This window comes from Streptomyces sp. NPDC005805, from assembly GCF_040630445.1.
GTDB lineage: Bacteria > Actinomycetota > Actinomycetes > Streptomycetales > Streptomycetaceae > Streptomyces.
Genome location: NZ_JBEXXN010000021.1, coordinates 89,104 through 113,581, shown reverse-complemented (window position 1 = coordinate 113,581; position 24,478 = coordinate 89,104). Strand labels below are relative to the sequence as shown.

Here is a 24,478-nt window from a genome sequence, read left to right as displayed (position 1 = left end):
CGCCCGCCACCACGATCTTCGCGCTGGTGGTTGAGCGGGCTGCACCGCCGCTAGAGCTTGCGAAGTCCACTGAGCACCCTTTCGAGCAGTGTCACATCCGGCGTGCCGCCGGCCTCTCCGTTGCCCGGCTGGTGGATCGCCACCATGCCGGCCTCCGCCAGGTCGGCGACGAGGATCCGCGCCACACCCAGCGGCATCGACAGCAGCGCCGAGATCTCGGCCACCGACTTGACCTCGCGGCACAGATGGCAGATCCGCTGGTGCTCCGGCAGGAGCCCGCCCAGGACGGACGGGTCCGCGGTGGTGCTGACCAGCGCCTCTATCGCGAGCTGGTAGCGCGGCCGGGTCCGGCCGCCGGTCATCGCGTACGGACGGACCAGCGGCTGGTCGCCCTCGTCCCCGTACGCGTCGACTGACGCGCCGTACGGATCGTGAGAGGCGGGGGGCGGGGTCATGAATCCTCCGGGCGTGACAGCAAGTGGTCGGCTGTGCCGTCTGATGGGGCCGGTGGGGGGCCTTGGGGCGGCCGTTCGGTTGTGTCGTTGCGGTGGGCGGCGCTGCCCGGCCGGTGCGTGGGGGCACCGGTCAGTGCAGGAGGCTTCCCTGGAGCTCGGCGCGCAGATCCGGGGTGAGGACACTGCCCGCGCGGTCCACCAGGAGGGCCATCTCGTAGCCCACCAGGCCGATGTCGCACTCGGGGTGCGCGAGCACGGCCAGTGAGGAGCCGTCGGACACGGACATCAGGAACAGGAACCCCCGCTCCATCTCCACGACCGTCTGGCTCACCTGGCCCCCCTCGAAGATCCGGGACGCCCCCGCCGTGAGCGAGGTCAGCCCGGAAGCCACGGCCGCCAGTTGGTCGGCGCGGTCCCGCGGGAAGCCCTCGGACATGGCCAGCAGGAGTCCGTCGGCGGAGACCACCACCGTGTGCGACACCCCGGGGGTGTTGTCCACGAAGTTGGTGATCAACCAGTTCAGATTCTGCGCCGCCTGGCTCATCTGGCTCAACTAACGCTCCTGCTGGTGAGTGGGGCCGACGTTGAAGCTGCCGGTTGTGCTGTTCTGCTGCCTGCCCTGCTGGATGCCGCGGCGCAGGTTGGTGAGCCGCCCGCGGACGTCGTCCGGGGCACGCGAGACCTGGGGGCCGGACTGGTGGTTCTGCTCCTGCGCGGTCCCCGGCACCAGGTTGGCACGCGGGACCCGGCGGGGCAGACCCGAGGTGGTGATGCCGCCCGCGGCGGGCTTGCGCACCCGCTCGGCCTGCCGCACCAGCTCGTCGTTGGGCGACGTGCGCCAGCCGGCGCCGTTCGTCGCGGAGCCCGCTCCGCCGCCCGGGCCCGCCGGAGCGGCCGGAGGCGTGGCGCGGGGGGCCTGCGGGGCGGAACGCTCCGGCAGGCGGTCGGCGGGACGGTCCTCGCCGCCCTGACCGCCGGGCTGGCCACCGCCCTGCCCGCCACCCTGTCCGCCGCGGAACCAGTTGGTCTCCAGCGTGTCGTACAGCGGCGTGCGGCCGTCCCCCGGGCCGGACGCCGGAGGCAGGGCCTCGGGCTGCTGAGGAGCGGGCAGCGGCGCGGCGGAACGCTGCGGGGCGAAGCCCGCGTCGTGGCCGTGCTGCTGCGGGGCCGGCTGCGGCGGCACCCGGTAGTCGGGGCGCGCGAACTGGGCCGTGGCGGCCGGGTCCTGCGCCGGCGGCTGCGTGGGGCGGGCGAACTGGCCCGTCGAGGCCGGGTCCTGGCCGTGGTGGCGGGGCGCGGGCGCCTCGGGCCGGGCGAACTGGCCCGTGGTGGAGGCGTCGCCCGGGGTGCCGTACACATCGGGACGGGTGTACTGGCCCGTCTGACCGCCGGCGGGGGAGCCGAGGTCCGGACGGGGGAACTCGGCCGTGGCACCGGCGCCGCGGGAGGTGTCGTGGTCCTCGTGGCCGCGCGGGGCGTCCGGACGGCGCGGCTGCTGCGGAGCGCCGCCCTGCCCGTTGCCCCAGCTCGTGGTGCCGGGACGCTGCGGGCGCTGCTCGTCGGGACGGCGGGGGCCGCTGCCCGGCAGCTCGGCCCGGGGCCCGCCGGTGGGCGGCAGCTGCCGTCCGCGGTCGCCGCCGGCCGGAGCGCCCTGACGGAAGCCCGCCGGGGCGGACTCGGCCCGCGCGGGCGCCGGGGCGCCCTGGCCGCGGCCCGCGCCGAAGGCGTCGCCGCCCTGGCCCTGCTGGGGAGCGCCGCCGGGGCCCTGCTGGCCGCCGCGGGGACCCTGCTGCGGGCCGCCGTCGCGGCCCGGGAGGGCCGGACGCTGTCCGCCACCGCTGCCGGCGCCGACCTGTCCGCGGGGCGCGCCCGCGCCCAGCAGACCGCCGCCGCCCGCCGGGGCGCCGCCCGGACGGCTGCCGCCACCGGCCTGGGCCGCCGCGCGGCCGGCGATGGCCGCACCGGCGCCGCCGCCGGAGGCTCCGCCACCGGGACCGCCCTGGCCGCCGGGGCCGGGCTTGCCGGGCGCCTTCTTGCCGCCCTGGGCGACGTCGACGGGGAGCATGACCAGCGCGGTGGTGCCGCCGGAGTCGGAGGGCCGGAGCTGGATGCGGATGCCGTGCCGCAGGGACAGGCGGCCGACCACGAACAGACCCATGCGGCGCGAGACCGAGACGTCCACGGTGGGCGGCGAGGCGAGCCGCTCGTTGATCGCGGCCAGGTCCTCGGGGGAGAGGCCGATGCCGGTGTCGTGGATCTCGACCAGCACCCGGCCGTCGGGCAGCGCGTGACCGGTGACCCGGACCTTGGTCTGCGGGGAGGAGAACGAGGTCGCGTTCTCCAGCAGCTCGGCGAGGAGGTGCACGAGGTCGTTGACGACGCGGCCGGCGACCTCGGTCGCGGGGACCGCCGCCAGTTCGATGCGCTCGTACTGCTCCACCTCGGACGCGGCGGCGCGCAGGACGTCGACCAGCGGGACCGGGCGGGTCCAGCGGCGGCCGGGCTCCTCGCCCGCGAGGACGAGGAGGTTCTCGCCGTTCCGGCGCATACGCGTCGCGAGGTGGTCCAGCTTGAACAGCGAGGAGAGCTGGTCCGGGTCGGCCTCGCGGGACTCCAGTTCGGAGATGAGCGAGAGCTGACGCTGGATGAGGCCCTGGGACCGGCGCGAGAGGTTGGTGAACATCGCGTTGACGTTGCCCCGCAGCAGGGCCTGCTCGGCGGCGAGGCGGACCGCCTCGCGGTGCACGTCGTCGAAGGCCGCGGCCACCTGGCCGATCTCGTCCCGGGAGTGCACACCGACGGACTCGACGGAGGTGTCGACGTCCTGCGGGTCCGACTCGGAGAGCTGCTTGACCAGCTCGGGCAGCCGGTCCTGGGCGACCTTGGTGGCCGTGTCCTGGAGCCGGCGCAGCGAGCGGATCATGGACCGGGCGACGACGAAGGCGCCGACGAGGGACACACCGAGGACGACGAGGATCAGCGCACCGTTGATGATCGCGTCGCGCTGGGACTCCTCGCGCAGCTCGCGGGCCTTGGCCTCCATCTCGCCGAGCAGCGTGAACTCGATCTGCTTCATGGCGTTGATGCGGACCGAGTAGTCGTCGGTCCAGTCCAGGTGCGAGCGCAGCGGGCGCTTCCTGAAGCTGTCCTGGTTGTCGAGGACGCGCTTGGCGTACAGCTCGGAGGCCGCGATGGTCGGGTTGCTGCCGCCGTCGAGGGCCGCGGTGAGGTCCTCGGCGTCGCCGCCGGTGGACTCGTAGAGGGCCTTGAACGCCTTGAGCTCGGAGTCGCCGTTCTCCACGGCGGCCTTGCCGTAGAGGCGGTCGGTCTCCTTGAGGCCCGGGGCCTTGGCGTCGGCGCCGCCGGGCAGGGCCGCGGCGATGATCGCGCGCTGGATCGACGCGTACTCCTTGGCGGACGAGAACGCCGCCAGCGCACGCGTGCGCTTGATCATGTCCGGGTTGCTGGTCGCCTGGGCCATGTCCTGGGAGAGGCTGAGCAGCGACTCGATCAGGCGGCTGTACGACTCCACCGTCTGCGAGGTCGGGGTGCCCGACTCGTAGGCCGACTCGCGGATCTTGGCGAGGCTCTTGACCTGGACGGCGATCTGGTTGGCGTTGGCGCGGATGCTCTCGAGCGTCTCGTCGTCATCCGTGTTGGGGATGTCGAGCGTGGTGTCGAGGAAGGCGTCCCGGGCGCGGTCGGTCTCGGTGCGGGGACCGGAGACCTTGAAGTCGGTGACGGCGGAGCCGTTGGAGAGGGGGCCGGCCGACAGGTCGCGCTCGGACTGGAGCGCCTGCGCGAGGTCGGTGGCGGCCCGGGTCATCTCCGTGAGCAGCTGCATGTGGTCGAGCTGCTTCATGTCGTCCATGGACTCCTGGATACGGAGTCCGCCCAGCGTGGTCGCCGCGACGACGGGCAGGGTGAGGAGAGACACCAGGCGCGTGCTGATGCGCCAGTTGCGGAGGGCTATTCGCGAACCGGTGCCGGAGGGGGAGGAACCGCCCGTGGCGGAGGTCCCCTTCGCACCGTCGGAAGCGGTGCCCGATGCCCCGGGGCGGGCGCGGTCACCGTTGTCGCCGGACGTGGCCGGTCCCTGGTTGTGGGTGTGCTGGGGCGAGGAGCCGCGGTCGGCGTTGCCGCGCTGCTCCTGTTCCGCTGCAGCTTCCCCTTGGCCCTGACGGGCCTGGGGACGCCCCATGCCATCCCTCTTGAAACGTCCCTGCACTAGCGTCGCAACCTCTGGACCAGGCGTCCCTCCGCAGTGCGGCGGGACGGTGTCGGCGTCTCGGGGCATCGATCGAGCCCCTGGTGGTCGTGAGTGACCGGCGCTTCTCCCCCTTTCCCGCCGCCGCTCGGCGCTGCGTTGCGCCCTTGCGCGCCGGTCGAACCAGCGGCGGTGCGTGGAATTCCAGCACAGTGCCGGATCTCCAACAAGGCCCGTGTACCGGGCTGTGACCTGAGTGACACTTTGTGAGCATCGCGTCACGAGCCGTAGAAAGTGATCGCGGAGAAAACGGACGTTACGGTACGAGTCCCGTACGGGTAGGGGGTGTCCCAGTCGCGATGATCAGGAGCGGAATGGAGGGTTCAGTGGCGGAATGTCCGTTCCCGTGACCGAGTAGTGCGGTCCGGTGTGACCGTATTGTCGGTGTCTCCGTGAGCAAACTCACATGATGATCCTTGAGTTCCTCTGGCATTCCATGGGAATCCGATGTTTAGCCTGACGCTTTACAAGGATGGCCACCCCGTCAACCACGCTCCCCGTGAGCGTCCCTACGCCGACAAGGTCTGAAACCACCGATGAAGACGACCATGACGTCCCGCAGCACCGCCAACCCCCGCCGCACCACCCTCGCCCATCTGAACGGGGCGCAGGAGCTGCAGACGCCGGAACTGCCGGAGCACTCGGCCGATCTTCCCACGCAGACCGCGAACCCCCGCCGCACCGTCCTCATGGACGCCCCGGTCTCCGACGTGTCGGCCTGACGACGGCCCCGAAGCTTCCGCAGTCCCCACCGTGCCCGGGTCCCGTACCCGGGCACCGTGCTGTCCGGACACCGGACGGCCCCCTGCGGCGGTTAGCCTGGAGCGTCAGTCTCCGGCCCGCTCAGCGAGCACCCGGCCGGCTCCGTGAGCACGCAGAAATGAGGGGCGACAGCATCCCGTGCGCATCGCCAGGTTCTCCATCGACGGCAATGTCGCCTTCGGCGCGGTCGAGGACGGCCCCGACGGCCTCCTCCTCGACATCATCAAGGGCATCCCGTACGCCGACTTCGAGCTCTCGGGCACCAAGGTCCCGCTGAGAAAGGTCCGGCTCCTGCCGCCCGTGCTGCCCAACAAGGTCGTGGCCATCGGCCGCAACTACGCGGACCACGCGGCCGAGCTGGGCCACGAGGTCCCCGAGGTGCCCGTCGCCTTCTTCAAGCCGACCACCTCGGTCATCGGCGACGGCGACGCCATCGAGTACCCCTCGTTCTCCCAGGAGCTCCACCACGAGGCCGAGCTCGCCGTCGTCATCGGTCGGATGTGCCGCGAGGTCCCGCGCGAGCGCGTCAAGGACGTGGTCCTCGGCTACACCTGCGCCAACGACGTCACCGCGCGCGACGCCCAGCAGCGCGAGAAGCAGTGGGCCCGGGCCAAGGGCTTCGACACCTCCTGCCCGCTCGGCCCCTGGGTCGAGACGGACTTCGACCCGGCCGACGCCGTCATCCAGTGCACGGTCAACGGCGAACAGCGCCAGCTCGGGCGCACCAGCGAGATGGTCCGCTCCGTCGAGGACCTGATCGTGCACATCACCGAGGCGATGACGCTGCTCCCCGGCGACGTCGTCCTCACGGGCACCCCCGCGGGGGTGGGCCCGCTCAACGTCGGCGACGAGGTCGCCGTCACCATCGAAGGCATCGGCACTCTCACCAACAAGGTGATCAAGCGTGGCTAACGCAGACGTCCGCGTCCGTTTCTGTCCCTCGCCGACCGGCAACCCCCATGTGGGCCTGGTCCGCACCGCCCTGTTCAACTGGGCCTACGCCCGGCACACCGGCGGCACCATGGTCTTCCGCATCGAGGACACCGACGCGGCCCGCGACTCGGAGGAGTCGTACCAGCAGCTCCTGGACTCGCTGCGCTGGCTCGGCCTCGACTGGGACGAGGGCCCGGAGAAGGGCGGCCCGCACGCCCCCTACCGCCAGTCCCAGCGGATGGACGTCTACCGCGACGTCGCCGCCAAGCTGCTCGACGCCGGCCACGCCTACCGCTGCTACTGCACCGCCCTGGAGCTGGAGGCCCGCCGCGACGCCGCCCGCGCCGCCGGCCGGCCGTCCGGCTACGACGGGCAGTGCCGCGAGCTGACCGCCGAGCAGCGCGCGGCCTTCGAGGCCGAGGGCCGCGAGTCGATCGTCCGCTTCCGGATGCCCGACGAGCCGATCACCTTCACCGACCTGGTGCGCGGCGAGCTGACCTTCACCCCGGACAACGTCCCGGACTACGGCATCGTGCGCGCCAACGGCGCCCCGCTGTACACCCTGGTGAACCCGGTCGACGACGCCCTGATGGAGATCACCCACGTCCTGCGCGGCGAGGACCTGCTCTCCTCCACCCCCCGCCAGATCGCCCTCTACAAGGCGCTGATCGAGCTGGGCCTGGCCAAGGAGATCCCCGCCTTCGGCCACCTGCCGTACGTGATGGGCGAGGGCAACAAGAAGCTCTCCAAGCGCGACCCGCAGTCCTCCCTCAACCTCTACCGGGAGCGCGGCTTCCTCCCCGAGGGCCTGCTCAACTACCTCTCCCTGCTCGGCTGGTCCTTCTCCGCCGACCAGGACGTCTTCACGATCCCCGAGATGATCGAGAAGTTCGACGTCGCCGACGTCAACGCCAACCCGGCCCGCTTCGACCTGAAGAAGGCCGAGTCGATCAACGCGGACCACATCCGCATGCTCGACGTGAAGACCTTCGCCGAGGCCTGCGAGCCCTGGCTCACGGCCCCGCACGCCAACTGGGCCCCGGAGAACTTCGACCGGGCCAAGTGGGAGGCCATCGCCCCGCACGCCCAGACCCGGCTGACCGTCCTCTCCGACATCACCGCCAACGTCGACTTCCTCTTCCGCGACGAGCCGGTCGAGGACGAGGCGTCCTGGACCAAGGCGATGAAGGGCGAGCCCGCTCCGCTGCTCACCACCGCCCGCGCCAACCTGGCGGCGGCCGACTGGAGCGACCCCGAGTCGCTGAAGAACGCGGTCCTGGCCGCCGGCGAGGCCCACGGCCTCAAGCTGGGCAAGGCCCAGGCCCCGGTCCGCGTCGCCGTCACCGGCCGCACGGTCGGCCTGCCGCTCTTCGAGTCCCTGGAGATCCTGGGCAAGGAGACGTCCCTGACCCGGATCGACGCGGCCCTGGCGAAGCTCGCCGCGTAGCCGCTCAAGCCGCACAGCCGCGCACAGCCGCGCGGCCGTCCGCTGCGAGGGGCCGTCCCGTACCGCCGGGGCGGCCCCTCCGCGCGTCCCGGGCCCGGCCCCTCGCCGCGTACCCTCGGCCCCATGCCCATCCGCGCGGTCCTGTGGGACATCGACGACACGATCTTCGACTACGCGGGCGCCGACCGCGCCGGCATGAGCGCCCACCTGGCCGGGGAGGGCCTGCCCGACGCGTACCGGGACGTCGGCGAGGCGCTCGCCGCGTGGAAGCGGATCACCGAGGTGCACTGGGCCCGGGTCGCGCGGGGGCTCACCGACTTCCAGGGCCAGCGCCGCGACCGGGTGCGCGACTTCCTGGGGCGCCCGGCCATGACCGACGCCGAGGCCGACGACTGGTTCGGCCGCCACCTCGTCCACTACGAGGCCGCCTGGGCCCTGTTCCCCGACACCCTGCCCGCGCTGGACCTCCTCGCGGGTGACTACCGTCACGCCGTCCTCTCCAACTCCAGCCTGGCCAACCAGGAGCGCAAGCTCCGCGCCCTCGGGGTGCGGGACCGGTTCGAGGCCGTGGTCTGCGCGATCGACATGGGCGTCCACAAGCCCGAGGCCCGGGCGTTCCTCGCCGCCTGCGAGATCCTCGGCCTGCGCCCTCAGGAGGTCGCCTACGTCGGTGACCAGCCGGACATCGACGCCCGGGGTGCCGCCGAGGCGGGCCTGACCGGGGTGTGGCTCGACCGCGCCGGGCTGGGCGGCCGGCCCGAGCTCACCCGGATCACCGGCCTGGACCAGCTGGCCCCTCTGCTGCGCGGGGATACCCGTTTTGGAGCGTCGTCCACCTTCGGGTAATGTTCTTCCTGCGCCAAGGGGAGCGGGCCGAAAAGCCCGGAACCGGAAGCGTAAACCCGAACAAGATCCCCACCGGGGGTTGCGTTTTGGTGGCCTATGGTGTAATTGGCAGCACGACTGATTCTGGTTCAGTTAGTCTTGGTTCGAGTCCAGGTAGGCCAGCTCGCAGAGCTCATCTGCAAAGCCCCCGTTGTGTAGCGGCCTAGCACGCTGCCCTCTCAAGGCAGTAGCGCCGGTTCGAATCCGGTCGGGGGTACAGATCCTTCTCGCGAGGTCATCAGGGTCGCTCCCGATGACCTTGATGCAGGATCGCCAGGGCCCCCGTTGTGTAGCGGCCTAGCACGCCGCCCTCTCAAGGCGGTAGCGCCGGTTCGAATCCGGTCGGGGGTACCAGCTGGTCTAGACCACCAGTGGCCTATGGTGTAATTGGCAGCACGACTGATTCTGGTTCAGTTAGTCTTGGTTCGAGTCCAGGTAGGCCAGCGGATCCCCGCAAGGGATCATGATCTCGCCCCCGTTGTGTAGCGGCCTAGCACGCCGCCCTCTCAAGGCGGTAGCGCCGGTTCGAATCCGGTCGGGGGTACGAGTCCGGAGGGGCCCTTCAGCAGAAGGGCCCCTCCGGCGTTTCCGCGTCCGCCCGCGGCTCCCGCCGGCTCACTCCAGGCCGTACCGCCGGGCCGACTCCACCTCCTGCGCCAGCCGCCGGAGCCCCAGCAGCAGCGGGTCGTACAGCACCGCCGCCACCACGGCCGCCTCCACCTGCTCCGCCTCCGCCGGATGCGTGTCCAGCAGATCCATGTCGTGTGTCGCGATCGCCTCCATCTGCCGTGCGTACGGCGCCAGTTCGGTGACCGTCAGTGGGAAGCCGAGCCGGTCGAGGCCGGCGAGCGAGGCGACCAGCCCCCGGTAGACGGGGGAGAGGTCCCCGATCTCGCGGGCGGTCTCCCAGCCCAGCTCCGTCAGCAGCCGGTCCAACTCGGCCCGCGCCGCGGCGGACTCCTCGTCGCCCTCGTCCGCCCCGGGCGGCTGGGGCAGCGCCCAGGTAGCCGCGCCGAGCCGGGCGGTGAGCCCGAGGGATTCGTCGTCGACATGCCCGAGAACCTCCCGGACGGTGGCCACCGGCACCCGGCCGACCTGGATCATCGCCCGCACCAGGCGCAGCCGACGCAGGTGGGACTCGTCGTACTCGGCCTGGGTGGCGGTGACCCGCCGGCCGGGCGGCAACAGCCGCTCCCGCAGGTAGTACTTGATCGTCGCGGTGGGGACACCGCTGCGTTCGCTCAGTTCCTTCAGGCGCAAATCCCTTGTGACCTTTCTTGGATAGTGGCGCTATCTCATCAGGAGAGTGGCACTATCCAATGCTGCGAGGACATCGAGGGGGCTCCGATGCGCGCGAAGGTACTGCCCGGCCGGACCACGACCGCCGCCGAAGGGGAGGCCGTGGTCTTCCTGATCGGCATGCGGATCAATCACTTCTGGGCGGTGCACCGCTGGCTGCCCGTGCTCCTCGCCATGCCGATGATGCTCCGGGAGCTCGCCCGGGACCGGTCCCTCGGGATGCTCCACCACCTGATGCTGACCGGCTCCCCGCGGACGTACTGCGTCGTCCAGTACTGGGAGTCCAAGGAGCGGCTCCTCGCCTACGCGGCCGCGCCCGACCGCCTGCACCGCCCGTGGTGGGGGAGGGTCAACCGCCTTGTCCGCAAGGGCGGCGGGCATGTGGGCATGTGGCACGAGACCTATGTGGTCCCGGCGGGCGCGTACGAGTCGATCTACGGGGACATGCCGCCGTCCGGCCTGGGCCGGGCGTACGGCGCGGTCCCGCTGGGCGACGGCGTCCAGGCGCGGGACCGGCTGCGGGTCTGAGACGGGCCCGGCCCGGCGGGCTGACGGGCAGGGGCCCCGCCGGTCGGCGGGGCCCCCGCCCGTGACGGGCCCGGCGGTTTGCGCGCCGCCGCGGTCACACCGCGACCGGCACCGCGTGGATCTCGTCCGCCGGGTGTCCGGCGCGCTGGTGGACGCGCTGCACGGCGTCCGCGGACGGCCCCTCGGAGAGGCAGTAGACCGTCCCCGACTCGGGATCCGCCCAGGCGTGCTTGAAGTGCACGCCCTCCTCGCCCTCGATCGCGAGGTCCGCGCGGTGCGCCTCCATCAACTGGTCGTCCGTGATGCCCTTCATGCCGCGGTGTACGTCCATGAACTCGGCCATCGCTCCTGCACCTCCATCGGTCGGCAGGTACTTCCATGCTGCACCCGGGCCTCCGCGCGGACATCCGCGCCCCGGGAGCGCCCAGGGGAACGCCGACGGCCGGCCCCTGCGGCGTTGAAGGGGCCGGCCGGTCACGGACGGGTGAGGCGTGAGGCGGGAAGCGGGATCAGCCGGAGCGGCGCAGGGCCTCGCTGAGGCGGGCCGCCGCGTCGATGACCGCCTGGGCGTGCATCCGGCCCGGGTGGCGGGTCAGCCGCTCGATCGGTCCGGAGACCGAGACGGCCGCGACCACCCGGTTCGACGGGCCGCGCACCGGCGCGGAGACCGAGGCCACGCCCGGCTCCCGCTCGCCGATCGACTGGGCCCAGCCGCGCCGCCGCACACCCGAGAGCGCGGTCGCGGTGAAGCGCGCGCCCTGGAGGCCGCGGTGCAGACGCTCGGGCTCCTCCCAGGCCATCAGGATCTGGGCCGAGGAGCCCGCCTTCATGGTGAGCGTGGAGCCCACGGGCACCGTGTCCCGCAGTCCGGACAGCCGCTCGGCGGCGGCCACGCAGATGCGCATGTCGCCCTGCCGGCGGTAGAGCTGCGCGCTCTCGCCCGTCACGTCCCGCAGGTGGGTCAGCACGGGCCCGGCCGTGGCCAGCAGCCGGTCCTCGCCCGCCGCGGCGGCGAGCTCCGCCAGCCGCGGGCCGAGGATGAACCGGCCCTGCATGTCCCGCGCCACCATACGGTGGTGTTCCAGTGCCACGGCCAGCCGGTGGGCCGTGGGTCGTGCGAGTCCGGTGGCCGCGACCAGCCCCGCGAGGGTGGCCGGGCCGGACTCCAGGGCGCTCAGGACAAGGGCCGCCTTGTCGAGAACACCCACGCCGCTAGAGTTGTCCATGCAACGATACTCACGTCTCACTCTGTGAAACGCAAGTTCAATTTTCCATGGAACTTGTCACGCTGTAGGTGCGGCCCGCGGACCAACGGGCACCGCACACGATCTCTAGTTGCGTCGGCGGCACAGTCGGCCGGAGGGAAAGCGATGGGTAGGACACTCGCGGAGAAGGTCTGGGACGACCATGTCGTCCGGCACGCCGAGGGCGAGCCCGACCTCCTCTTCATCGATCTGCACCTGCTGCACGAGGTGACCAGCCCCCAGGCGTTCGACGGCCTGCGTCTCGGCGGCCGGCAGGTGCGCCGCCTGGACCTCACCATCGCCACCGAGGACCACAACACCCCGACCCTCGACATCGACAAGCCCATCGCCGACCCGGTCTCCCGCGCCCAGCTGGAGACCCTGCGCAAGAACTGCGCCGAGTTCGGCGTGCGCCTGCACCCGCTGGGCGATGTGGAGCAGGGCGTCGTGCACGTGGTCGGACCGCAGCTCGGACTGACCCAGCCCGGCACCACCGTGGTCTGCGGCGACTCCCACACCTCCACCCACGGCGCGTTCGGCGCGCTGGCCTTCGGCATCGGCACCTCCCAGGTGGAGCACGTGCTGGCCACCCAGACCCTGCCGATGGCCCGCCCGAAGACCATGGCCATCACGGTCGAGGGCGAACTGCCCGACGGCGTCACCGCCAAGGACCTGATCCTGGCGATCATCGCCAGGATCGGCACCGGCGGCGGCCAGGGCTACATCCTGGAGTACCGCGGCTCCGCCATCGAGAAGCTGTCGATGGAGGCCCGGATGACCATCTGCAACATGTCGATCGAGGCCGGCGCCCGCGCGGGCATGATCGCCCCGGACGACACCACCTTCGCCTACCTCCAGGGCCGCGACCACGCCCCCCGCGGCAAGGACTGGGACGAGGCCGTCGCCTACTGGCGCACCCTGCGCACCGACGACGACGCCGTCTTCGACGCCGAGGTGTTCATCGACGCCGCCGAACTCTCCCCGTTCGTCACCTGGGGCACCAACCCGGGCCAGGGCGCGCCGCTGGGCGCCGACGTCCCCGACCCCGCTTCGTACGAGGACGCCTCGGAGCGCCTGGCCGCCGAAAAGGCCCTGGAGTACATGGGGTTGACCGCCGGGCAGCCGCTGCGGGACATCAGGGTCGACACCGTCTTCGTAGGCTCCTGCACCAACGGCCGCATCGAGGACCTGCGCTCGGTCGCCTCCGTCATCGGCGGCCGCAAAGTCGCCGACGGCGTGCGGATGCTGGTGGTCCCCGGCTCGGTGCGGGTCGCCCTCCAGGCCGTGGAGGAGGGCCTGGACAAGGTCTTCAAGGACGCCGGAGCCGAATGGCGCCACGCCGGCTGCTCCATGTGTCTGGGCATGAACCCCGACCAACTGGCCCCCGGTGAGCGCTCCGCGTCCACCTCCAACCGCAACTTCGAGGGCCGGCAGGGCAAGGGCGGACGCACCCACCTGGTCTCCCCGCAGGTCGCCGCCGCCACCGCGGTCCTCGGCCACCTGGCCTCCCCGGCCGACCTGTCCGACGCCGACGTCTCCACTCCCGCGGGGGTCTGAGGAACCATGGAAGCCTTCACCACGCACACCGGCCGTGCCGTCCCGCTGCGCCGCAGCAACGTCGACACCGACCAGATCATCCCCGCGCACTGGCTGAAGAAGGTCACCCGCGACGGCTTCGAGGACGGTCTGTTCGAGGCCTGGCGCAAGGACCCCGAGTTCGTGCTCAACCGCCCCGAGCGCCGGGGCGCCTCGGTCCTGGTCGCCGGACCCGACTTCGGCACCGGCTCCTCCCGCGAGCACGCGGTCTGGGCCCTGCAGAACTACGGCTTCAAGACCGTGATCTCGGCCCGCTTCGCCGACATCTTCCGCGGCAACTCCCTCAAGAACGGCCTCCTGACGGTGGTCCTCGACCAGGCGGTCGTGGACCGGCTGTGGGAGCTGACCGAGGCCGACCCCGAGGTCGAGATCACCGTGGACCTGGAGCAGCGCAAGGTACTCGCCCCGGGCGTCGACGCCGACTTCGAGCTCGACGAGAACGCCCGCTGGCGGCTGCTGAACGGTCTCGACGACATCAGCCTCACCCTTCAGAACGAACCGGACATCGCGGCCTACGAGGCCGCCCGTCCCTCCTTCAAACCGCGGACGATTCAGGTCTGATCAGCGGCTTTCCCGTACTGCGCCCCCCACCGCCCGGTGGGGGGCGCAGTCGCTTGTTGAGACCCTGTCGGGCGACAACTCGCCCCAGATGGCACAATCGGTGCATGGAACGTGACAGCCAACTCGAGCTCTACGAGGCGGTCGCGGCCCGACTGAAGGAAGCGCACTCGCGAGTGCGCGCACTGCACGTACCGGAGGGCGTGAGGATGGCGCTGTCCCGGAAGCTGCTCGTCGTGACGGCGGCGGCAAAGCACGATCTCCCGGATGCGGCAAGGCGTCTGGACCAGTTGATGAAGGACCTCGACGAGGGCCGATTCCCTCGAGGTGACTGACCGCAGAACTCTCCGCCACGGCCGACTTCGTTGCGGCACTAGGGTGATTAGCCCGTTTCGTGTTTGATTTGCGGTATATATCTGCCTAACGTGCGAAAAAGCCTGGACGCAATCGTTCCGGCCCAATGTCTCCGAAGGGGAAGACGTGAACAAGGCGCAGCTCGTAGAAGCGATTGCCGACAAGCTCGGCGGCCGCCAGCAGGCCGCTGACGCTGTCGACGCGGTGCTGGACGCGATCGTCCGGGCGGTTGTCGGAGGAGACCGGGTCTCGGTCACCGGCTTCGGGTCGTTCGAGAAGGTCGAGCGCCCCGCTCGTTACGCCCGCAACCCGCAGACGGGCGAGCGCGTCCGGGTCAAGAAGACGTCCGTCCCGCGCTTCCGTGCCGGTCAGGGCTTCAAGGACCTGGTCAGCGGCTCGAAGAAGCTCCCCAAGGGCGGCGAGGTCTCCGTCAAGAAGGCGCCCAAGGGCAGCCTCTCGGGCGGCTCCTCCACCCGGACGACGGCCAAGGCCGCGGCCAAGAAGGCCACCGCCCGCAAGACCGCCGCCAAGAAGGCGACCACCGCCAAGAAGACGGCGGCGAAGAAGACCACGGCGGCCAAGACCACCGCCAAGAAGGCGACCACCGCCAAGAAGACGGCGGCGAAGAAGTCGACCACGGCGAAGACGGCGGCCAAGAAGACCACCGCCAAGAAGACCGCGCCCGCCAAGAAGACCACCGCCAAGAAGGCCCCGGCCAAGAAGGCGACGGCTCGCAAGACCGCCGCCAAGAAGACCACCGCCCGCCGGAAGTAGGCGGCCCCGGTCCCTCCCAGCCACCCACACGCCGGGCCGGTCTCCTCGGGGAGACCGGCCCGCGGCATGTCCGCGGACGGCGGCGTCGCGGGGAGGTGGGGGAGGGGTCAGAAGGTCTGGAGCGTCACCAGGGTGATGCGCAGTTCCGCGCCCGACCCCTCGGTCTCGATCCGCACCCGCTGGCCGGACCGCAGCAGCCGCAGGCCGCCGGCGTCGAACGCGTCGGCGTCGAACGCGACCGGGGTCCCGTCGTCGAGCAGCACACTGCCGCAGCGGGTGTCGGGGTCGTAGGTGTACGAGGTCGCCTGCATGCGCCCAGACTATGCCGCCGCCCGCCGCCCGCCGCCCGCCGCCCGCCGCGTGAACGCCCCGCGAACGCCGGTTCAGGCGGGGTCCGGCTCCCGCGCCTGGGGCCCCCGCGCCCGGACCTCGCGCGCGGCCGCCCCGGGGGCACGCGGATCACGCGCGCCCGGCAGCCGCAGCGCCGCCGCCCGTGCGGCCGTACGCGGCCCCACCCCGAGCGCCAGCGCCGCCGCCAGATCCGCTCCCGTGTCCACGTCCCGGCGCACCGAATCGACGCCGTCGAGAACGATTTCCACCGCCCCGGACGCCAAATGGCGGCGGCGCGAAGGCCCCCCGAATGCGGGACGCAATTCGACCCCCGGCAGTGCGCACAGCATTGTCGTGCCGATTCCCGCCGCATCCGCCAGAAATGCCCGCCCCAATACCGATGCCGCACCGAGTACCCGGGCCAATTCCCGCGGGCGCAATGCCGGGAGATCCGCGTTCAGCGTCGCCACCGCCGCTCCGGGGCGCAGCGCCCGGACGCTCGCCGCGCCGTGCGCCAGCGCCGCGTCCAGGCCGGCCGCCGGGGCGTCCGGCACGATCCGCGCGCCCAGCGCGGACAACGCGGCACCGGCCGTGTGATCGTCCGTGACGACCACCACATCGCGCACCAGCGGGCAGTCCAGTGCCGCGGCCACCGTGTCCTGGGCGAACGCCAGGGCGAGACGGGGGCGCAGTTCCGCGCCGGCGGCGTCCGCCAGCCTGCTCTTGGCCCGCGCGAGCGGCTTCAGCGGCACGACGAGGGACCAGCCGAAGTGCGTGTCGGTGTCCGTGGCGAGCCCTCCCTCCGTGCGCGTCGGCCCCATTCTCGCCCGGAACGCGGAAGGGTCCGGGACCCGGGGGTGCGCCCTGGGCGTACGGTGTCCTCGACAGACCAGGGGCCTGGGGCGACACTTGACCCCCAGCAGCCGGGCCGTGGCCCGGTCGTAGAGGAAGGTGTCCGAGTGTCCCGCCGTAGAATCGGCTTCTGGTACCGCCTGGCCGCGGTCATCGCAAAGCCGCCGCTGTTGCTTCTGTTCAAGCGGGACTGGCGGGGAATGGAGAACATTCCGGCCGAAGGCGGATTCATCACCGCCATCAACCACAACTCGTATCTGGACATGTTCTCCTACGGGCACTTCCAGTACAACAGCGGACGGATGCCCCGCTTCCTCGCGAAGGCCGTGCTCTTCAAGACCCCCGGGGTGGGCCTGCTGCTGCGCGGCACCGGCCAGATCCCCGTGTTCCGCGAGTCCTCCAACGCCGTCGGCGCCTTCCGCGCCGCCGTCGACGCGGTCGAACACGGCGAGTGCGTCGCCTTCTACCCCGAGGGCACCCTCACCCGCGACCCCGGTATGTGGCCGATGACCGCCAAGACCGGTGTGGCACGGGCCGCGCTCCAGACGAAGGCGCCCGTCATCCCCGTCGCCCAGTGGGGCGCCAACCTGGCGATGCCGCCGTACGCCAAGGAGAAGAAGGTCCGTCTCTTCCCCCGCAAGACCCTCCAGGTGCAGGCCGGTCCACCGGTGGACCTCAGCCACTACTACGGGCAGGAGCCCACGCCCGAGGTCCTCAAGGCGGCGACCGAGGAGATCATGGCCGCGATCACCCGCCAGCTGGAGGAGATCCGCGGCGAGAAGGCCCCCGAGAGGCCGTACGACCTGCGCGAAGCCCGCGCCGAGCTGCGCCGCAACGGCGCCGGGGAGGAAGCGAAGTGAACCGGCCCGTCAAGGCGGCAGTCCTCGGAACGGGCTCGTGGGGCACCGCGTTCGGCATGGTCCTCGCGGACGCCGGCTGCGAGGTCGTGCTGTGGGGGCGGCGCGGCGAACTCGCCGAGGCCGTCAACACCACCCGTACCAACCCCGACTACCTGCCCGGGATCGAACTCCCCAAGAACCTCCGCGCCACCACCGACGCCGCCGAGGCCCTGGACGGCGCCGACTTCACCGTCCTCGCGGTCCCCTCGCAGACCCTGCGCGGCAACCTCGCCGGCTGGGCGCCCCTGCTCGCCCCCGACACCGTGCTCGTCTCCCTGATGAAGGGCGTCGAACTCGGCACCGCCAAGCGGATGAGCGAGGTGGTCGCGGAGGTCGCCGGCGTCACCGCCGAGCGGGTCGCCGTGGTCACCGGGCCCAACCTGGCCAAGGAGATCGCCTCCCGGATGCCCGCCGCCGCCGTGGTCGCGTGCACCGACGAGGACGTCGCCCGGCGCCTCCAGGCCGCCTGCCACACCCCGTACTTCCGCCCCTACACCAACACCGACGTGGTCGGCTGCGAACTGGGCGGCGCCGTCAAGAACGTCATCGGGCTGGCCGTCGGTATCGCCGACGGGATGGGGCTCGGCGACAACGCCAAGGGCTCCCTCATCACCCGCGGCCTCGCCGAGACCACCCGCCTCGGACTCGCCATGGGCGCCGACCCGCTGACCTTCTCCGGACTCGCGGGCCTCGGCGACCTGGTGGCCACCTGCTCCTCCCCGCTCTCCCGGAACCACACCTTCGGCACCAACCTCGGCCGGGGCATGACCCTCCAGGAGACCATCGCGGTCACCCGGCAGACCGCCGAGGGCGTCAAGTCCTGTGAGTCGGTGCTCGACCTGGCCCGCCGGCACGGCGTCGACATGCCCATCACCGAGACCGTCGTCGGGATCGTCCACGAGGGGAAGCCGCCGGTCGTCGCGCTCAAGGAGCTGATGTCCCGGGCCGCCAAGTCCGAGCGGCGCTGACGCCCGGGGTACCAGCAGGTACGCTCATCGCGATATGAGCACCGAGAACCTCCCCCAGAGCCCCGAGCAGCAGCTCCGCAAGCCGCGCGTAGCCGTCGTCTTCGGGGGCCGCAGCTCCGAACACGGGATCTCCGTGGTCACGGCCGGCGCCGTCCTGCGGGCCATCGACCGGTCCAAGTACGACGTGCTGCCCATCGGTATCACCGCCGACGGGCGCTGGGCGCTCACCGCCGACGAGCCCGAGCGGATGGCGATCACCGGACGGCGCACGCCCAGCGTCGAGGAACTGGCCGAGTCCACCGAGGGCGGCGTGGTGCTCTCCGTCGACCCCGGCAGCCGCGAGGTCGTCTACAGCGAACCGGGCTCCGTGCCCAAGGCGCTGGGCGAGGTCGACGTCGTCTTCCCGATGCTGCACGGCCCGTACGGGGAGGACGGCACCCTCCAGGGGCTGCTGGAGCTCTCCGGGGTGCCGTACGTCGGCTCGGGTGTGCTCTCCTCGGCCGTCGGCCAGGACAAGGAGTACATGAAGCGCGTCTTCACCTCCTTCGGCCTGCCCGTCGGGCCGTACGTGGTGATCCGGCCGCGCGAGTGGGACCGGGACCCGGCGGCCGCCCGGAAGAAGATCGTGGACTTCGCGGGCGAGCACGGCTGGCCGCTCTTCGTGAAGCCCGCCCGCGGCGGCTCGTCCATGGGCATCACCAAGGTCGACGACCTGGCCGGGCTGGACGAGGCCGTCGCCGAGGCGCAGCGCCACGACCCCAAGATCCTGGTCGAGTCGCTGCTGCGCGGACGCGAGATCGAGTGCGGTGTGCTGGAGTTCGAGGACGGGCCCCGGGCCAGCGTCCCCGCCGAGATCCCGCCCGTCACCGCCCACGAGTTCTACGACTTCGAGGCCAAGTACATCGATTCGGCCGCCGGTCTGGTGCCCGCCCCGCTGAGCGCGGAGGAGACCGCCGAGGTGCAGCGGCTCGCGGTCGCCGCGTTCGAGGCGGCGGCCTGCGAGGGCCTGGTGCGCGCGGACTTCTTCCTCACCGAGGACGGCACCTTCGTCATCAACGAGATCAACACCATGCCCGGCTTCACGCCGATCAGCATGTACCCGCGGATGTGGCAGGAGAGCGGGGTGCCCTACACCGAGCTGGTGGACCGGCTCATCCAGGCGGCACTGCGCCGGCCGACCGGCCTGCGCTGAGCCCGGCCCGCGCCGGGACCGGCCGGGGGAAGCACGCCTGTCGGCCCGCGCCCGCTGGAGGGGACAGGAAAGCGGCCGGGCCCGTCCTGACGACGGGCCCGGCCGGACGCGTGAGCGGACCCGGGGCGCACGGCCCGCGCCCGGGGAGGCCTGTCCGCCCGGACCGGGCCACCGCGCGGCGCAGTACGATCGCGACCGACCGCGGCAGCGCGTCGGCCGGGCGCGGCACAGCGCAGACGGGGGCGAGGGGGTCCTACAGGTGAACGACCGGGCAGGTCAGGGTGCGGGTGATGCCGTCCACCTGCTGGACCTTGGCGACCACCATGCGTCCCAGCTCGTCGACCGTGTCGGCCTGCGCCCGCACGATCACGTCGTAGGGGCCGGTCACATCCTCGGCCTGGATCACACCGGGAAGGGAGTTGATGGTCTCGGCGACCACCGACGCCTTGCCCACTTCGGTCTGGATGAGGATGTACGCCTGTACCACGGAGCCTCCAGGGCGGCAGCAGGATCTCGCCCCCTGCCGTCGGCGGAGAGATCCCAAGGAGAAGGGTCGCCACGGTATCGCGTCGCCGCGGGCCGCGGGGAGACCCTCGCGGCCGGGGCCGCTCGCGGTGTGGCGTACACAGAACAGAAGTTGACGTTTCTCTTGACGGTACCGAGGGCGGTGAGGGGCCGCGACCGCAGCAGACGGGCGCGGACCGGAGCCCCGCGTACCACCGACGCATGGAGAGGTGAACCTCGGTGAAGGGCACTGTGGGCGAGTTGGGGGAGTTCGGGCTCATCGAGCAGCTCACCTCCCGGCTCACCTCCACCCCGGCGGTGCGGATCGGGCCCGGCGACGACGCCGCGGTCGTCTCCGCCCCCGACCGGCGGGTCGTGGCGAGCACGGACATCCTGCTGGAGGGCCGGCACTTCCGCCGGGACTGGTCGACCGCCTACGACGTCGGCCGCAAGGCCGCCGCCCAGAACCTCGCCGACATCGCGGCCATGGGCGCGGTCCCCACGGCGCTGCTGCTGGGCCTGGTGGTCCCCGCCGAGCTGCCCGTCACCTGGGCCTCCGAGCTGATGGACGGCATCCGCGACGAGTGCCAGGTCGCCGGGGCGGCCGTGGTCGGCGGGGACGTGGTGCGCGGCGACCTGATCACCCTCGCCATCACGGCCCTCGGCGACCTGCGCAACCACGAGCCGGTCACCCGGGCCGGGGCACAGCCCGGGGACGTCGTCGCGTACACCGGCTGGCTCGGCTGGTCCGCCGCCGGGCACGCGGTGCTCTCGCGCGGCTTCCGCTCGCCGCGCGCCTTCGTCGAGGCCCACCGCCGGCCCGAGCCGCCGTACCACGCGGGGCCCGCCGCGGCCGGGCTCGGGGCCACCGCGATGTGCGACGTGAGCGACGGGCTCGTGGCCGACCTGGGGCACATCGCCCGGGCGAGCAAGGTCCGGATCGACCTGCGTTCGGGGCTGATCGACATCCCGACCCAGATGAACGACATCGGCCAGGCCGTGGGCGTCGACCCGATCCAGTGGGTGCTCACCGGGGGAGAGGACCACGCGATCGTGGCGACCTTCCCGCCGGACGCCAAGCTGCCCGCCCGCTGGAAGGTCATCGGCGAGGTGCTGAACCCCTCCGCGCTGCCGCAGGTGACCGTGGACGGCGCCCCGTGGACCAGCAAGAGCGGCTGGGACCACTTCGGGGACATCGAGGACGGGCGGGGCTGACCGCCCCGCCGGGCGCGCCCGGTGAGCCGGGTCCGGGCCCGGTCCGGCGGGGGCGGTGGGCGGCCCCGGGGTGCGCCGGGGGCGGGCAGTAGATTCACCGGCATGCAGATACCCCCGCTGTCACCGCCCCCGCGTGTGCTGACCGTCGCCGGTTCCGACTCCGGCGGCGGCGCAGGCATCCAGGCCGACCTGAAGACCATGCTCGCCCTCGGCGTCCACGGCATGAGCGTGCTGACCGCCGTGACCGCGCAGAACTCCGTCGGGGTGCAGGGCGCGTGGGAGCTGCCCGTCGAGGCGGTGACGGCCCAGTACCGCAGTGTGGTGGACGACATCGGCGTCCAGGCGGTGAAGACCGGGATGCTCGCCTCCGCCGCCCTGGTCTCCGCCGTCGCCGGGCTGCTCGCCACGACGGACGCCCCCGTCGTCGTCGACCCGGTGGGCGTCTCCAAGCACGGCGATTCGCTGCTCGCCGCCTCCGCCCTGGACTCGGTGCGCCGGGAACTGCTGCCGACAGCCACCGTGGCCACCCCGAACCTGGACGAGGTCGCCCAGCTCACCGGGATCACGGTGCACGACGAGGACGGCATGCGGGAGGCTGCCCGGGCCGTGCTGGACTTCGGGCCGCGCTGGGCGCTGATCAAGGGCGGCCATCTCGCGGGCGACGCGGTGGACCTGCTCACCGACGGCACCGAGGAGCACTGGCTGCGCGCCCCGCGGCTGGACAACCGCCATACGCACGGCACGGGCTGCACCCTGGCGTCGGCCGTCGCGGCGGGCCTCGCGCGGGGCCTGGCGGTCCCGGAGGCGGTACGGGCGGCGAAGGAGTACGTCACCGGGGCGATCGCGGCCGGGTTCGCCCTGGGGGCGGGGATCGGGCCGGTGGACCACGGCTGGCGGCAGCGGGCCTGAGCCGGCGGGCTGCCCACCGGCTTCCCGCCGTCCCCGGCCGGGTACGGCAAGAAGCCGGTCCACCGAGGTGGACCGGCTTCTCAAGGCAACCGCAGGGGCTGCGCTACGACGAGACGTCGGCGGGAGCTTCCCCGCTGACGCGGGGGAGCAACACTTAGCGCGAGACCTTGCCGGCCTTGATGCACGAGGTGCAGACGTTGAGCCGCTTCGGCGTCCGACCGACCACGGCACGCACGCGCTGGATGTTCGGGTTCCAGCGACGGGACGTACGGCGGTGCGAGTGCGAAATGTTGTTGCCGAAGCCCGGCCCCTTGCCGCAGACGTCGCAGTTGGCAGCCACGGGTCACTCCAAAGACTTCAGATGCACTTACAGTGAAATCCGGCGTGCCGGATCAGTGATCTGAGTGGCTTGCCGGGGGAATGGCCCGATTCTCATCGGGCAACCGGAGCAGCATACAACGGCTGCTTCGGAGATACGAAACTACCACGGGATCTCCGGCCCCCGCCCCGGCCCGGGACCGGCACCCGGTCTACGCTGCGGTGCAGCCCGCCGCCCCCACGGCCCGTACGCCACCGAGGAGGACCACCAGGTGCCGCAGACGATGGACGCCGCAGCGGTGCGCGCCTGGTGTTCGCTCGCGCTGGACGCCCTCGGCCGGGAGCGCGAGGAGATCGACGCGATCAACGTCTACCCCGTCGCGGACGGGGACACCGGCACCAACCTCTATCTGACCGCCGAGTCGGCGGTCCAGGCGGTGGAGGCGGTCTTCGCCGCCCACGAGACCGGGCGCACCGAGCCCGCGCTCGGTGACGTGATCCGCGCGATGGCGCACGGCGCGCTGCTGGGCGCCCGGGGGAACTCCGGCACGATCCTGGCGCAGCTGCTGCGCGGTATGTCCGAACGCCTCGCGGCGGGCACGGGCCTCGCCCCGGCCCTGTCCCGCGCCGCGACCCTGGCCCGCCAGGCGGTCGCCCACCCCGTCGAGGGCACGATCCTCACGGTCGCGGACGCGGCGGCGACGGCGGCGGGGCGCTGTGCGTCGGGGCGGCCCGTCGGCCCGGCAGGCGCTCCCGACGCGGGGGCCGCCGGGCCTGTGACCGTCCAGGCGGACGGCGTCACCGGCCCGGGGGCCGGCTCGCCCGCCGCTGCCGCCGCGTCCGGACCCGGGGCCGGGTCGGACGCATCCGTCGCCGGTCCTGCCGGGCCCGCCCAGGCCGGCCCGGCAGGCGCTCCCGACGCGGGGGCCGCCGGGCCCGGCCTTGCCGCCGAGGGGCGCGCCGGGTCCGCGGCCGCCTCCGGCCCGGACCGGTCCGCCGGGCCCGGGACGGAGGGGCCCGGTTCCGCACCCGCCGTCGGGGACGGCGCGGTCGCGCGGGCCGCGTGGGCCGGGGCCAAGGAGGCGCTGCCCGCGACGACCGGGCAGCTCGCGGTGCTCGGGCGGGCCGGGGTGGTGGACGCGGGCGGGCGGGGGCTCCTTGCCGTGCTCGGGGCGCTCGTCGAGGCGCTGACGGGAGAGGCCCCCGAGCCCGCCGCCCCCCGCCGGGCCCGGCCCGCCGCCGTGACCCGTGCCCCCGAAGTCCCCGAACCCTGCGCCGAGGGAGGGCCCGCCTACGAGGTGATCTACCTCCTGGAGGCGGACGAGGCCCCCGTCGCACGGCTGCGGGAGCGGCTCGACGCCCTCGGGGACTCCCTCGTCGTCGTCGGCGGCGACGGGCTGTGGAACGTCCACGTCCATGTCGACGACGCCGGCGCGGCCGTCGAGGCAGGCGTGGAGGCCGGCCGCCCGTACCGCATCCGGATCACCCACTTCGCCTCCGACACCGCCCCGCCCCGCGAGCAGGTGCAGCGCGCCGTCGTCGCCGTCGTGCCCGGGGACGGGCTGCCCGCCCTCTGCGCCGAGGCCGGGGCGACGGCTGTGCCCACCCGGCCCGGCGAACCCCCCGCCAGCGGCGAACTCGTCGACGCCATCCGCCGGGCCCACGCCCGGGAGGTCGTCCTGCTGCCCAACGACCCCGCCCTGCGCCACACCGCCGCCGCGGCCGCCGAACAGGCCCGCGCGGAGGGCGTGCGCGTCGCCCTCATCCCGACCCGCTCCCCGGTCCAGGGCCTCGCCGCCCTCGCCGTGCACGAGGCCGGCCGCAGCTTCGACGAGGACGTGGTCGCCATGACCGCCGCCGCGGGCGCCACCCGGTACGCCGAACTCGCCGTCGCCGAACGCCAGTCGTGGACCTCCGCAGGCGTCTGCCAGGCCGGTGACGTCCTCGGCCTGATCGACGGGGACGTCGCCGTCATCGGCGAGGACCTCGCCGCCACCGCCACCGCCGTCCTCGACCGCATGCTCTCCTCCGGCGGCGAACTCGTCACCCTGGTCCTCGGCGACCCGGCCCCCGACGGGCTCGCCGCCCGGCTGGAGGACCATGTGCGCGAGGGCTACCTGGCCGTGGACACCGTCAGCTACCCGGGAGGCGGGCCCACCCCGCTGCTCATCGGCGTCGAATGACCCCGC

Annotated in this window: 25 protein-coding genes, 5 tRNA genes and 1 pseudogene; 20 read left to right on the top strand and 11 right to left on the bottom strand. The window is 72.7% G+C overall.

Annotated elements, in window-relative coordinates; translation table 11 throughout:
• From ABZ457_RS14865 to ABZ457_RS14850, 4 genes and pseudogenes are all read right to left on the bottom strand, one after another.
• Positions 1 to 70, bottom strand: a pseudogene (locus ABZ457_RS14865) (ATP-binding protein); the annotation flags it as partial.
• Positions 51 to 455, bottom strand: a complete 405-nt coding sequence (locus ABZ457_RS14860) for a DUF742 domain-containing protein (protein WP_018850677.1) — start codon at positions 453 to 455, stop codon at positions 51 to 53. The pseudogene ABZ457_RS14865 and the gene ABZ457_RS14860, both read right to left, overlap by 20 nt.
• Positions 456 to 585: 130 nt before the next feature.
• Positions 586 to 999 carry a roadblock/LC7 domain-containing protein gene (locus tag ABZ457_RS14855; protein ID WP_037747490.1) on the bottom strand — a complete coding sequence of 138 codons (414 nt, stop codon included), beginning with the start codon at positions 997 to 999 and terminating at the stop codon, positions 586 to 588.
• Between the two features lie 9 nt (positions 1,000 to 1,008).
• On the bottom strand, positions 1,009 to 4,656 hold the full coding sequence (locus ABZ457_RS14850) for a nitrate- and nitrite sensing domain-containing protein (RefSeq protein WP_359157778.1): 3,648 nt from the start codon (positions 4,654 to 4,656) through the stop codon (positions 1,009 to 1,011).
• A 602-nt stretch (positions 4,657 to 5,258) separates the two neighbouring features.
• Between ABZ457_RS14850 and ABZ457_RS14845 the strand changes: the two genes are divergently transcribed.
• The 9 genes from ABZ457_RS14845 to ABZ457_RS14805 all read left to right on the top strand — a co-directional run bounded on the left by ABZ457_RS14845 (position 5,259) and on the right by ABZ457_RS14805 (position 9,293).
• Positions 5,259 to 5,444 carry a hypothetical protein gene (locus ABZ457_RS14845; protein WP_359157776.1) on the top strand — a complete coding sequence of 62 codons (186 nt, stop codon included), beginning with the start codon at positions 5,259 to 5,261 and terminating at the stop codon, positions 5,442 to 5,444.
• Between the two features lie 178 nt (positions 5,445 to 5,622).
• The gene (locus tag ABZ457_RS14840; RefSeq protein ID WP_359157774.1) at positions 5,623 to 6,396 is read left to right on the top strand and encodes a fumarylacetoacetate hydrolase family protein; all 774 of its coding nucleotides are present in this window, start codon (positions 5,623 to 5,625) and stop codon (positions 6,394 to 6,396) included.
• Positions 6,389 to 7,864 carry a glutamate--tRNA ligase gene (gltX, locus tag ABZ457_RS14835; protein ID WP_359157772.1) on the top strand — a complete coding sequence of 492 codons (1,476 nt, stop codon included), beginning with the start codon at positions 6,389 to 6,391 and terminating at the stop codon, positions 7,862 to 7,864. The genes ABZ457_RS14840 and gltX overlap by 8 nt, the downstream gene beginning before the upstream one ends.
• Positions 7,865 to 7,987: 123 nt before the next feature.
• Positions 7,988 to 8,710, top strand: coding sequence for an HAD family hydrolase (locus ABZ457_RS14830; protein ID WP_359157770.1), 723 nt, complete (start codon positions 7,988 to 7,990; stop codon positions 8,708 to 8,710).
• Between the two features lie 90 nt (positions 8,711 to 8,800).
• A tRNA-Gln gene (locus ABZ457_RS14825) sits at positions 8,801 to 8,872 on the top strand.
• A 21-nt stretch (positions 8,873 to 8,893) separates the two neighbouring features.
• Positions 8,894 to 8,966: transfer RNA gene (locus ABZ457_RS14820), tRNA-Glu, on the top strand.
• Between the two features lie 61 nt (positions 8,967 to 9,027).
• Positions 9,028 to 9,103 (top strand) — tRNA-Glu (locus ABZ457_RS14815).
• An 18-nt stretch (positions 9,104 to 9,121) separates the two neighbouring features.
• A tRNA-Gln gene (locus tag ABZ457_RS14810) sits at positions 9,122 to 9,193 on the top strand.
• A 27-nt stretch (positions 9,194 to 9,220) separates the two neighbouring features.
• A tRNA-Glu gene (locus tag ABZ457_RS14805) sits at positions 9,221 to 9,293 on the top strand.
• Between the two features lie 71 nt (positions 9,294 to 9,364).
• On the opposite strand, the gene ABZ457_RS14800 is transcribed toward ABZ457_RS14805, so the two are convergent.
• Positions 9,365 to 10,009, bottom strand: a complete 645-nt coding sequence (locus ABZ457_RS14800) for a MerR family transcriptional regulator (RefSeq protein ID WP_359157767.1) — start codon at positions 10,007 to 10,009, stop codon at positions 9,365 to 9,367.
• A gap of 87 nt (positions 10,010 to 10,096) precedes the next feature.
• On the opposite strand from ABZ457_RS14800, the gene ABZ457_RS14795 reads away from it, so the two are divergent.
• Positions 10,097 to 10,576, top strand: a complete 480-nt coding sequence (locus ABZ457_RS14795; protein WP_359157765.1) for a DUF4188 domain-containing protein — start codon at positions 10,097 to 10,099, stop codon at positions 10,574 to 10,576.
• Positions 10,577 to 10,670: 94 nt separating this feature from the next.
• Here the strand turns inward: ABZ457_RS14795 and ABZ457_RS14790 are convergent, their stop codons facing one another.
• The gene (locus ABZ457_RS14790) at positions 10,671 to 10,919 is read right to left on the bottom strand and encodes an SCO4226 family nickel-binding protein (protein WP_359157762.1); all 249 of its coding nucleotides are present in this window, start codon (positions 10,917 to 10,919) and stop codon (positions 10,671 to 10,673) included.
• 166 nt (positions 10,920 to 11,085) lie between these two features.
• Positions 11,086 to 11,802, bottom strand: a complete 717-nt coding sequence (gene ndgR, locus ABZ457_RS14785; protein WP_026278050.1) for an IclR family transcriptional regulator NdgR — start codon at positions 11,800 to 11,802, stop codon at positions 11,086 to 11,088.
• 144 nt (positions 11,803 to 11,946) lie between these two features.
• On the opposite strand from ndgR, the gene leuC reads away from it, so the two are divergent.
• From leuC to ABZ457_RS14765, 4 genes are all read left to right on the top strand, one after another.
• On the top strand, positions 11,947 to 13,377 hold the full coding sequence (gene leuC, locus ABZ457_RS14780) for a 3-isopropylmalate dehydratase large subunit (RefSeq protein ID WP_359157759.1): 1,431 nt from the start codon (positions 11,947 to 11,949) through the stop codon (positions 13,375 to 13,377).
• Positions 13,378 to 13,383: 6 nt separating this feature from the next.
• On the top strand, positions 13,384 to 13,977 hold the full coding sequence (leuD, locus tag ABZ457_RS14775; RefSeq protein WP_359157757.1) for a 3-isopropylmalate dehydratase small subunit: 594 nt from the start codon (positions 13,384 to 13,386) through the stop codon (positions 13,975 to 13,977).
• Between the two features lie 104 nt (positions 13,978 to 14,081).
• Positions 14,082 to 14,309 (top strand): hypothetical protein, encoded by a 228-nt coding sequence (locus ABZ457_RS14770; protein WP_359157754.1) that lies wholly within the window; start codon positions 14,082 to 14,084, stop codon positions 14,307 to 14,309.
• A gap of 145 nt (positions 14,310 to 14,454) precedes the next feature.
• Positions 14,455 to 15,102, top strand: a complete 648-nt coding sequence (locus ABZ457_RS14765) for an HU family DNA-binding protein (RefSeq protein ID WP_359157752.1) — start codon at positions 14,455 to 14,457, stop codon at positions 15,100 to 15,102.
• Between the two features lie 107 nt (positions 15,103 to 15,209).
• Here ABZ457_RS14765 and ABZ457_RS14760 read toward each other — a convergent pair whose 3' ends face one another.
• Both ABZ457_RS14760 and cofC read right to left on the bottom strand, forming a co-directional pair.
• Positions 15,210 to 15,413: a hypothetical protein gene (locus ABZ457_RS14760; RefSeq protein WP_359157750.1), complete on the bottom strand. Its 204-nt coding sequence runs from the start codon at positions 15,411 to 15,413 to the stop codon at positions 15,210 to 15,212.
• A 72-nt stretch (positions 15,414 to 15,485) separates the two neighbouring features.
• Positions 15,486 to 16,253 (bottom strand): 2-phospho-L-lactate guanylyltransferase, encoded by a 768-nt coding sequence (cofC, locus tag ABZ457_RS14755; protein WP_359157748.1) that lies wholly within the window; start codon positions 16,251 to 16,253, stop codon positions 15,486 to 15,488.
• A 138-nt stretch (positions 16,254 to 16,391) separates the two neighbouring features.
• Between cofC and ABZ457_RS14750 the strand changes: the two genes are divergently transcribed.
• The 3 genes from ABZ457_RS14750 to ABZ457_RS14740 are packed head-to-tail and all read left to right on the top strand — an operon-like array spanning position 16,392 to position 19,343.
• Complete coding sequence (locus ABZ457_RS14750) at positions 16,392 to 17,144, top strand: lysophospholipid acyltransferase family protein (RefSeq protein ID WP_359157746.1); 753 nt, start codon at positions 16,392 to 16,394, stop codon at positions 17,142 to 17,144.
• Positions 17,141 to 18,151, top strand: a complete 1,011-nt coding sequence (locus tag ABZ457_RS14745) for an NAD(P)H-dependent glycerol-3-phosphate dehydrogenase (protein ID WP_359157744.1) — start codon at positions 17,141 to 17,143, stop codon at positions 18,149 to 18,151. Before ABZ457_RS14750 ends, ABZ457_RS14745 begins: the two co-directional genes overlap by 4 nt.
• Before the next feature lie 34 nt (positions 18,152 to 18,185).
• Complete coding sequence (locus ABZ457_RS14740) at positions 18,186 to 19,343, top strand: D-alanine--D-alanine ligase family protein (protein ID WP_359157742.1); 1,158 nt, start codon at positions 18,186 to 18,188, stop codon at positions 19,341 to 19,343.
• 253 nt (positions 19,344 to 19,596) lie between these two features.
• On the opposite strand, the gene ABZ457_RS14735 is transcribed toward ABZ457_RS14740, so the two are convergent.
• Positions 19,597 to 19,830 carry an Lrp/AsnC ligand binding domain-containing protein gene (locus tag ABZ457_RS14735; protein WP_359157740.1) on the bottom strand — a complete coding sequence of 78 codons (234 nt, stop codon included), beginning with the start codon at positions 19,828 to 19,830 and terminating at the stop codon, positions 19,597 to 19,599.
• Positions 19,831 to 20,087: 257 nt separating this feature from the next.
• On the opposite strand from ABZ457_RS14735, the gene ABZ457_RS14730 reads away from it, so the two are divergent.
• Complete coding sequence (locus tag ABZ457_RS14730; protein WP_359157738.1) at positions 20,088 to 21,062, top strand: thiamine-phosphate kinase; 975 nt, start codon at positions 20,088 to 20,090, stop codon at positions 21,060 to 21,062.
• A gap of 102 nt (positions 21,063 to 21,164) precedes the next feature.
• Complete coding sequence (gene thiD, locus ABZ457_RS14725; RefSeq protein ID WP_359157736.1) at positions 21,165 to 21,971, top strand: bifunctional hydroxymethylpyrimidine kinase/phosphomethylpyrimidine kinase; 807 nt, start codon at positions 21,165 to 21,167, stop codon at positions 21,969 to 21,971.
• Positions 21,972 to 22,125: 154 nt separating this feature from the next.
• Here the strand turns inward: thiD and rpmB are convergent, their stop codons facing one another.
• A complete protein-coding gene (gene rpmB / locus ABZ457_RS14720; RefSeq protein WP_003957616.1) occupies positions 22,126 to 22,311 on the bottom strand; it encodes a 50S ribosomal protein L28 in 186 nt (61 codons plus the stop codon).
• 262 nt (positions 22,312 to 22,573) lie between these two features.
• Here rpmB and ABZ457_RS14715 point away from each other — a divergent pair, with 262 nt between their 5' ends.
• Positions 22,574 to 24,472 (top strand): DAK2 domain-containing protein, encoded by a 1,899-nt coding sequence (locus tag ABZ457_RS14715; protein WP_359157789.1) that lies wholly within the window; start codon positions 22,574 to 22,576, stop codon positions 24,470 to 24,472.
• Positions 24,473 to 24,478 lie beyond the last annotated feature (6 nt).